Below are 8887 nucleotides of genomic sequence, written 5' to 3'. Positions count from 1 at the left end.
GCCGCTGCACAAGGCCGCGAGATCGCGCGGGCCGCCGCGACCGAGCGACAGCCGGGCCAGCGCGCGCGCCATATCGGGGGCGGCGCGCAGCGCGCTGCGGATCATTTCGCGCAACGTCGGTTCGGCGACGAACGCCTCGACCGCATCGAGCCGCCGCGCGATCGCGGCCGCATCGGTCAGCGGCGCGGCGAGACGTTGGGCCAAGAGGCGCGAGCCGGCGGCGGTGACGGTGCAGTCGATCGCATCGAGCAGCGAGCCGCGGCGCTCGCCGGCGAGCGTACGAGTCAGTTCGAGATTAGCGCGGGTCGCCGGATCGATCGCCATGGTGGTGCCGACCGCCTCGCGCGACGGCGGCGACAGCGGCGGGCGCTTGCCGAGCTGGGTGCGGTCCACATAGGTGACGCAGGCCGCGGCCGCGGTCGCCTCGAGCCGCGACAGCGCGGCGAGGCCGTCCATGGTGGCGACCGCGAAGTAATCGCACAGCCGCTTCTCGGCGGTCGCCGAGTCGAACACGTCGCGGGTCAGCGGTGTCACGGCCGCGAGTTCGCGCAGCAGCGGACCGATCTCGGCGTCGCTGTAAAGCGCGTCCGAGACGATCGCCTCGTTCGGGTTGATCCGTGCCAGCGTGGCAGGCAGTTCGCCGGTCGAACATTCGGTGACGATGAATTCGCCGGTCGAGATGTCGATCCAGGCGAGACCGATGCGGTCGGCGCCGGACGAGCCGCGGGCGCGGGCGATCGCCAGCAAGTAGTTGTTGGCGCGGGCGTCGAGCAGCGGATCTTCGGTCAGCGTGCCGGGCGTGATCAGCCGCACCACGTCGCGCCGCACCACGCTCTTGCGGGCGCGCGCCGCCGCCGGATCCTCGGTCTGCTCGCACACCGCGACCCGATGTCCCAGCGCGATCAGCCGGTGCAGATAGTCGTCGGAGCGCTCGACCGGCACGCCGCACATCGGGATGTCTTGCCCAAGATGCTTGCCGCGCTTGGTCAGCGTGATGCCGAGCGCGCGCGCGGCGATTTCGGCGTCCTCGAAGAACAGCTCGTAAAAGTCGCCCATCCGGTAGAACAGCAGCAGGCCCGGATTGGCCGCCTTGATCTCGTGATACTGCTCCATCATCGGCGACATCTTCGCCGGCGCCTCATTGGGCGGGGACGGATCGGGCGGCGTCGCGATGTCGGCATGCATGGTCATGCCCGATGTCTAGCAAACTTCCGAGGGCCGGCTCCACCGCGTGACCTCGGCCATGCACGGATTCCGCACCTGGTTGTGCGTTGCGTATGCATTGACCACCCGGGGCATGCTTCCTAAAACCCGGGCTCAAGTCCGGCCCAGCCCGGATCGCCACAAGGGAGAGTTTCGAATGGCCGACGTTTTCATCTGCGACGCAGTGCGCACCCCGATCGGCCGGTTCGGCGGCTCGCTCGCCAAGGTCCGGGCCGACGATCTTGCGGCGGTTCCGATCAAGGCTTTGATGGCCAAACACCCCAATATGGACTGGAGCGCCGTCGACGAGGAGTTCTTCGGCTGCGCCAACCAGGCCGGCGAGGACAACCGCAACGTCGCCCGCATGGCGGCGCTTCTCGCCGGCCTGCCCGACTCCGTCCCCGGCCAGACCCTCAATCGGCTGTGCGCTTCCGGCCTCGATGCAGTCGGCGCGGCGGGCCGCGCGATCCGCGGCGGCGAGATCGATCTCGCCATCGCCGGGGGCGTCGAGTCGATGACCCGCGCACCGTTCGTGCAGGGCAAGGCCACCGAGGCGTTCTCGCGCTCGGCCGAAATCTTCGACACCACGATCGGCTGGCGCTTCATCAATCCGCTGATGAAGCAGCAATACGGCGTCGATTCGATGCCGGAGACCGGCGAGAACGTCGCCGAGGAGTTCCAGATCTCACGCGCCGACCAGGACGCTTTCGCGATCCGGAGCCAGCAGCGTGCCGGCGCGGCGATCGCGGCCGGTTACTTCGCCCAGGAAATCGCGCCGGTGACGATCCCCGGCAAGGGCAAGGCTGGTCCGACCGTGGTCGACCAGGACGAGCACCCGCGCCCGGAAACAACGCTGGAAGGCCTCGCCAAGTTGAAGCCGATCGTGCGCAATCCCGGCACCGTGACGGCCGGCAACGCCTCGGGCGTCAATGACGGCGCCGCCGCGCTGCTGATCGCCTCCGAAGCCGCCGTGAAGAAATACGGCCTGACGCCGCGCGCAAAGATTCTCGGCCTCGCCTCGGCCGCCGTGCCGCCGCGCATCATGGGCATCGGCCCGGTGCCGGCGACCCGCAAGCTGATGGAGCGGCTCGGCCTCAAGATCAGCGATTTCGACCTGATCGAACTCAACGAAGCCTTCGCCAGCCAGGGCATCGCCTGCATGCGCCAGCTCGGCGTCAAGGACGACGCCGACTTCGTCAATCCGCACGGCGGCGCCATCGCGCTCGGCCACCCGCTCGGCATGAGCGGCGCCCGGCTGGCGCTGACCGCGGTGCACGGCATGGAGGCCCGCGGCGGCAAGCTCGCCCTCGCCACGATGTGCGTCGGCGTCGGCCAGGGCGTCGCGATGGCGATCGAGAAGGTGAACTAAGCACGGCGCGCTCCCTCGCCCCGCTCTTGCGGGGAGAGGGTTGGGGTGAGGGGCGACGCGAGCACTGAGTCTCGGCTGCGTTGAGACGCCCCCTCACCCGCCCGGCTCCGCTGCGCTACGCTGGTCGAACTCTCCCCGCACGCGGGGAGAGGTGACGACGACTACTCCATCACGGCCGGATGGTCGTCGCCGCCGGGCTTCGACGCCATCGCCTGCAGGGCCTTCTTGGACGAGCCGATGATCAGCGCCATCGGCACCGCGCATAGCGTCACCATCATGATCAGCTGATAGTCGAGGCTGAAGGCGATGATCGAGGCCTGCAAGGTCACGATCCCGTCCATCATCGCCTTGCCGCTGTCGGTGGCGAGGTTGATGACGCTGGCGACATTCGGCATCTGCAGCGCATTGTTGAAAGGCGTGACGTGCTCGACCAGCACGGAATGCGCCATGGTGGTGTTCGAGCTGAGCTTGGCGATCACGATCGAGATCCCGACCGAGCTGGCGACGTTACGCAGCAGCGTCAACATCGCGGTGCCGTCGGTGCGCAAATGGCCCGGCAGCGTCAGGAACGCCACCGTCGACAGTGGGACGAACACCAGGCCGAGGCCAAAACCCTGGGCGACGCTGACGATGATGAACTCCGGCACGCCGGTCTGATCGGTCCAGCGCGTGGTGAAGTACATCGTCACGGTGAGCAGCGTCATGCCCGACATGATCAGCGTGCGCGCCTCGATAAAGCGCATGATCCGCCCGACCAGCATCATCGCCACGAAGGTGCCCGAGCCGCGGGTGGCGAGCAGCAGGCCGGCGGTGAGGATCGGATAGCCGATGACGTTCTGCAGATAGGGCGACGACAGCGACATGGTCGAATACAGCACCAGTCCCATTACGCACATGAAGATCGCGCCGCCGATGAAGTTCTTGTCCTTGAAGATGGCGAACTGGATGAACGGCCGCGACGTCGTGAAGGAGTGCGCGAAGAAGTAGTAGAAGCCCACCACCGCCACGATCGCCTCGGTGATGATCTCCTTGGATTCGAACCAGTCGAGTTGCTCGCCGCGATCGAGCGCGAGCTGCATCGAGCCGATGCCGACGGCGAGCGCCCCGAAGCCGAACCAGTCGAACTTCGCGCCTGAGTTCACCTCGGTCTCGTCCATGAACAGCATCAGCCCCGCCACCGTGACGATGCCGAACGGCAGGTTGACGAAGAACACCCAGTGCCACGAATAGGTCTCGGTCAGCCAGGCGCCGAGCGACGGCCCCATGATCGGGCCGAGCATCACGCCCATGCCCCAGATCGACATCGCCTTGGCGCGCTCGTGCAGTGCGTAGATGTCGAGCATCACGGTCTGCGACAGCGGCACCAGAGCGGCACCGAACACGCCCTGCAGCAGCCGGAACAGCACCATCTGGGTGATGTCCTGGGCGAGTCCGCACATCACCGAGGCGGCCGTGAAGCCGGCCGCGCAGATGATGAAGATGCGCTTGCGGCCGAACCGGCCGGCGATGAAGCCGACCGGCGCCGTCATGATGGCGGCGGCGACGATATAAGAGGTCAGGACCCAGTTGACCTGGTCCTGCGACGCCGACAGCGAGCCCTGCATATAGGGCAGCGCGACGTTGGCGATGGTCGTGTCGAGCGCCTGCATGATCGTCGCCGTCATGGCGCAGATCGTCACCATGGTCCGGCGCAGGCCGGGGACCGCAGCGGAAGAGGCCGCGCTCGACATCGCTTACTTCACCTCGTGCGCGTCGTCGTGATCGGGCTGCGCCGCCTTGGCGGGACCAAAGCCGAACAGGCCGGCCAACGAGCGGTGATGGTTGGTGTCGATCGAGACGTTGACGCTCATGCCGGCCTTCAGCCGGCGCACCATCGCGTCGTTGCTGTCGAACGCGATCCGCAGCGGCACGCGCTGCACCACCTTGACGAAATTGCCGGTGGCGTTCTGCGGCGGCAGCACGGCGAATTGCGCGCCGGTGCCGGGGCTCAGCGACGACACGGTGCCGACGAACTGATGATCCGGGAAGGCGTCGACATCGAGCGTCACCTTCTGGCCGACCGCCACGTAGGTGAAATCGCTTTCCTTCGGATTGGCGTCGACCCACGGCGCGGTGGTGTCGATGACGCTGAACACCGGCGTGCCGGCGGCGACGAATCTACCGAGCTGGATGTTGTCGACCTGCGTGGCGGTGCCGTTCATCGGCGCCCGCACGGTCGACAGATTGAGATTGCGCTGCGCGTCGTCGAGCGCCGCCTTGGCCTGCAGATAAGCGGGGAATTTCTCGAGCGGCAGCTCCGGATCGCCGAGCAGTTGATTCAGCGCCTGGTCGCGCGCCTGCTTGGCCAGCTCGAGCTGCGCCTTGGCGGTGACGAGCGCCGAATTGGCGTTGTCGAGATCGAGCATCGAGCCGGACAGGTTCTTCACCAGCGTCGATTTGCGTTCGACGTCGCGCTGCTTGAGGGCGATGCCGGCGTCGAGCAGATCGATCGTGTCACCGTAGATTTTATAGTTGGAGCGCAGATTGTTGTATGAGGTCCGGGCGTCGGCCAGCTTGGCCTGCGCTTGCGCCAAGGCGAGCCGGAACGGCACCGGATCGATCTGGAACAGCTCGTCGCCCTGCTTGACGCGCTGGCCTTCCTTGACGGTGACCTCGACGATCTTGCCGGCGACATCCGGCGTGATCAGCACCTTCTGGGCGCCCACATAGGCGTCGTCCGTGGTGACGTAGCGGCCGCCCGACAGATAGAATGCGATGCCGGCGATCAACACCACGATCGGCAGCACCACCAGCAGCAGCGGCCGTCGATAGCGGCGCAGCGTGCCGCCGAGGCCGCGCTTCGGCCCCTGCCCCACCGACGCGGCAGCGTCGTTCGACCCGCCCTTCTGCTCGGCGGGGAATTTGAGGACGGGATCAGCCATAGCGCTGTTCCTTTCGGTTCTGGTCCGTCTGACAGGATTGGTGAATCGCGGCGCGCACGTTCTCTTTGATCGTGTCGAGCTGCGTCAGCAGACGCTGCGCATCGGCCGGACTGATGCCGTCGAGCGCCGTCGCGGTGATTTCGGAGCGCAGCCCGGCGAGCTTGGAGAGCAGCGGACGGGCGGCCTTGCGCAGATACAGCCGCTTGACCCGGCGGTCGCTATCGTCGCTGCGCCGCTCCAGCCAGCCGTTGTCGCAGAGTTTGTCGATCAATCGCGTCAGCGTAATCGGCTGCAGATCCATCTGCTCTGCGAGCTCGGACTGCTTCATGCCCTCGCAGCGCTCGACCTTGGCCAACACCGCCCATTGGGCACGCGTGATGCCGTGGCGTGCCGCCTGGCGGTCCGCGTAGGCACGCAGCACACGCTGCACCTCGGCCAGAGTGAACAGAAAATGCTGATCGACGGACCCTCGGGTCATCGGACGCTTCGCTCCCTAAGCTTGCGATAAAGTAAGCTAGCTTATGAATTCAGGCAGTGGGGTTGACCGCATGAGGCGTTGTGACGCGCGCATGGCTCGCAACTGGCGGAACTCACCGGTCCGGGTGGCGAGACTTGTCGCCGCCACCCGCGTAGACTAACTCTGGGTGCAGCCGCGAAGGGGACCGCGGACTGCTGCAGCGTTGAGGCCATGCGATGACAGCTTTGAAGCCGGCCTTTCCGGCACCCGGTCACGACCACGACCGATGCACCGCGGAAGGTCTCGAGCACGCCGAGCGGGTCTGTGCGGACCGTTCCCAAAATCTCACTCCGATCCGCCGCCACGTGCTGCGCGCGCTGCTGTCGAGCCATCGTCCGCTCGGCGCCTACGAGGTGATCGAGGAGCTGGCGCGGGTGATGCCGCGGCCGGCGCCGATCACCGTGTATCGCGCGCTCGACTTCCTGATGCAGAACGGGCTGGTGCATCGCATCGAAAGCCGCAATGCGTTTCTCGCCTGCGGCCGCGAACATGACGACGCGTCCGCGGTCGCATTCCTGATCTGCGAATCCTGCGGCTCGGTCGGTGAAATTCCGGCAGCCGCTGTGGCACAGAGCCTCAGTGAGGCCGCGCGCCAGACCGGCTTCACGCCGAAGCTCTCGGTCGTGGAGATCACCGGCGTCTGCGGGCATTGCCAATCCACCTGACGCGGTCTACCCGTTAAACGATTGGGAGGAGCGTTGCTCGCCTCGCGAGCGCGCCCGAAGCAACACGGCGAAAAGCCGGAGGCGCGATGTCATCCTTGATCGTCGATACGTTCGGCTGGCTGCTGCAATGGCGCAGCCGGTAGGCGCCGCGGTCGGCCGGCCGCTGTCCGCGGGCGCCATCGCGCTGATGCTGGTGTGCTGCTTCAGCTGGGGCTTCAACCAGATCGCCGTGAAACTGGTGCTGCCGGAGATCCCGCCGTTCCTGCAGGCGGCAATCCGCTCCGGCGCCGGCATGGTGGTGCTGCTGATCATCGCCTGGGCGCGCGGCGTCAAGCTGTTCCAGCGCGACGGCACGTTGAAAGCCGGGCTGTTCGCCGGCCTGCTGTTCGGGCTGGAATTCGTGCTGATCTATCGCGGCCTGATGCTGACCACCGCGACCCGCGCCGTGGTGTTCCTCTACACCGCGCCGTTCATCGTGGCGCTCGGCTCCTACCACTTCCTCGGCGAGCGGCTCAGCACCCTCCAATGGTCCGGGCTGGCGCTGAGCTTTGCTGGCGTCGCGCTGGCGATCGGCGTGCCGCAGCCGGATGTCGACGCCCAGGTGCTGCTCGGCGACCTGATGCTGGTCGGCGGCGGCGCGCTGTGGGGCGCCACCACGCTGATCGTCAAGGCAAGCCGGCTGCAGAAGGTCCCGGCCGAGAAGGGGCTGGCCTACCAGGTCGCGATCTCGATCCCGATTCTGCTCGGCGCGGCGCTGATTTCGGGCGAATCCATTGCCAAAATGCCCAGCCCGGGCGCCCTGACGCTGATGGCCTACCAGTCGATCTGGGTGGTCGGTCTGACCTTTTTGCTCTGGTTCAGCCTGGTAAAGACCTATTCGGCCAGCAAATTGTCGGCTTTTTCATTCATTACCCCTTTATTCGGGGTGGTGGCGGGCTATGTCATCATGCACGACCCGCTGACCCCGGCCTTCGGCTTCGCGGCGCTGCTGGTGATTGCCGGGCTGTACCTGGTCAACCGCCCCGCGAAGACCGCCTAGGACTGCCGCCTGGCGGTTCCTGCACCCATTGATCCATTGCTGAATGTCATCGAAACCTGATATTTGGACGCCATGAACAAGCTCGAAAATCCGCTGCTGAACGACATCGCCGGCCCCGCGCCGCGACACAAAACCACCCAGGTCATGGTCGGCGATATCGCCGTCGGCGGCGGGGCGCCGATCGTCGTGCAGTCGATGACCAACACCGACACGGCGGATATCGAGGGCACCATCAAGCAGGTCGCGGCGCTGGCCCGAGCCGGCTCCGAGATGGTCCGGATCACGGTCGACCGCGAGGAGGCTGCCGCTGCCGTCCCTCATATCCGCGACGGCCTGCGCAAGCTCGGCCTGACCACGCCGCTGATCGGTGACTTCCATTATATCGGCCACAAGCTGCTGGCCGAATACCCCGCCTGCGCCGAGGCGCTCGACAAATACCGGATCAACCCGGGCAACGTTGGCTTCAAAGCCAAGCGCGACACGCAGTTCGCCGACATCGTCGAAATCGCCATCAAGAACAACAAGGCGGTCCGCATCGGCGCTAATTGGGGCTCGCTCGACCAAGAGCTGCTCACCAAGCTGATGGATGAGAACGCCGCGTCCGCCAATCCGCGCGACGTCCGCGCCGTCACCCGCGAGGCGATGGTGCAGTCGGCGCTGCTGTCGGCCGCCCGGGCCGAAGAGATCGGCCTGCCGAAGAACAAGATGATCCTGTCCGCCAAGGTTTCGGCGGTTCAGGACTTGATCGCCGTTTATCAGGACCTCGCCGCTCGCTCCGACTACGCCATCCATCTCGGCCTGACCGAGGCCGGCATGGGCAGCAAGGGCATTGTCGCGTCGTCCGCGGCGCTCGGCATCCTGCTGCAGCAGGGCATCGGCGACACCATCCGGATTTCGCTGACGCCCGAGCCCGGCGGCGACCGCACCAAGGAGGTGCAGGTCGCGCAGGAGCTGCTGCAGACCATGGGGTTCCGTACCTTCGTGCCGCTGGTCGCCGCGTGCCCGGGCTGCGGCCGCACCACCTCGACGACGTTCCAGGAGCTGGCGCGCTCGATCCAGGACTTCATCCGCGACGAGATGCCGACCTGGCGCAGCCAGTATCCGGGCGTCGAGAACCTCAACGTCGCGGTGATGGGCTGCATCGTCAACGGCCCGGGCGAGAGCAAGCACGCC

The 8887-nt window shown here is 66.6% G+C and carries 7 protein-coding genes and 1 pseudogene; 4 read left to right on the top strand and 4 right to left on the bottom strand.

The genetic code is table 11. From position 1 onward, the window contains the following. Nucleotides 1-1191: pseudogene (locus tag ACOJTD_RS05520) on the bottom strand (DNA mismatch repair protein MutS); the annotation flags it as partial. A 169-nt stretch (nt 1192-1360) separates the two neighbouring features. On the opposite strand from ACOJTD_RS05520, the gene pcaF reads away from it, so the two are divergent. Further along, the gene (pcaF, locus tag ACOJTD_RS05515; protein WP_420131925.1) at nt 1361-2572 is read left to right on the top strand and encodes a 3-oxoadipyl-CoA thiolase; all 1212 of its coding nucleotides are present in this window, start codon (nt 1361-1363) and stop codon (nt 2570-2572) included. A 161-nt stretch (nt 2573-2733) separates the two neighbouring features. Here pcaF and ACOJTD_RS05510 read toward each other — a convergent pair whose 3' ends face one another. From ACOJTD_RS05510 to ACOJTD_RS05500, 3 genes are read right to left on the bottom strand one after another with little or no spacing between them, the layout of a single operon-like run. Beyond that, complete coding sequence (locus tag ACOJTD_RS05510) at nt 2734-4254, bottom strand: MDR family MFS transporter (protein WP_420131926.1); 1521 nt, start codon at nt 4252-4254, stop codon at nt 2734-2736. A gap of 51 nt (nt 4255-4305) precedes the next feature. Then, complete coding sequence (locus tag ACOJTD_RS05505; RefSeq protein ID WP_420131924.1) at nt 4306-5493, bottom strand: HlyD family secretion protein; 1188 nt, start codon at nt 5491-5493, stop codon at nt 4306-4308. Continuing rightward, entirely contained in the window at nt 5486-5971 is a 486-nt protein-coding gene (locus ACOJTD_RS05500) for a MarR family winged helix-turn-helix transcriptional regulator (RefSeq protein WP_420131923.1), read from the bottom strand. Before ACOJTD_RS05500 ends, ACOJTD_RS05505 begins: the two co-directional genes overlap by 8 nt. A 215-nt stretch (nt 5972-6186) precedes the next feature. Here ACOJTD_RS05500 and ACOJTD_RS05495 point away from each other — a divergent pair, with 215 nt between their 5' ends. From ACOJTD_RS05495 to ispG, 3 genes are all read left to right on the top strand, one after another. After that, nucleotides 6187-6675, top strand: a complete 489-nt coding sequence (locus ACOJTD_RS05495; protein ID WP_420131922.1) for a Fur family transcriptional regulator — start codon at nt 6187-6189, stop codon at nt 6673-6675. Between the two features lie 127 nt (nt 6676-6802). Next, on the top strand, nt 6803-7714 hold the full coding sequence (locus tag ACOJTD_RS05490; protein WP_420131921.1) for a DMT family transporter: 912 nt from the start codon (nt 6803-6805) through the stop codon (nt 7712-7714). 72 nt (nt 7715-7786) lie between these two features. Continuing rightward, nucleotides 7787-8887 (top strand): flavodoxin-dependent (E)-4-hydroxy-3-methylbut-2-enyl-diphosphate synthase (gene ispG, locus ACOJTD_RS05485; protein WP_420131920.1); only part of this gene is annotated, 1101 nt, incomplete at its 3' end.

The sequence above is a fragment of the Rhodopseudomonas sp. genome (assembly GCF_048594845.1).
In the GTDB taxonomy this organism is placed as follows: domain Bacteria; phylum Pseudomonadota; class Alphaproteobacteria; order Rhizobiales; family Xanthobacteraceae; genus Rhodopseudomonas.
Note: the sequence above shows the minus strand (reverse complement) of the source record. Positions and strands in the feature narration are given on the sequence as shown.

Bases quoted from the DNA above. Each gene is read 5' to 3' on its own strand.
- pcaF (WP_420131925.1), top strand. From the start codon at position 1,361: ATGGCCGACGTTTTCATCTGCGACGCAGTGCGCACCCCGATCGGCCGG.
- ACOJTD_RS05510 (WP_420131926.1), bottom strand. From the start codon at position 4,254: ATGGTGACGATCTGCGCCATGACGGCGACGATCATGCAGGCGCTCGAC.
- ACOJTD_RS05505 (WP_420131924.1), bottom strand. From the start codon at position 5,493: ATGGCTGATCCCGTCCTCAAATTCCCCGCCGAGCAGAAGGGCGGGTCG.
- ACOJTD_RS05500 (WP_420131923.1), bottom strand. From the start codon at position 5,971: ATGACCCGAGGGTCCGTCGATCAGCATTTTCTGTTCACTCTGGCCGAG.
- ACOJTD_RS05495 (WP_420131922.1), top strand. From the start codon at position 6,187: ATGACAGCTTTGAAGCCGGCCTTTCCGGCACCCGGTCACGACCACGAC.
- ACOJTD_RS05490 (WP_420131921.1), top strand. From the start codon at position 6,803: ATGGCGCAGCCGGTAGGCGCCGCGGTCGGCCGGCCGCTGTCCGCGGGC.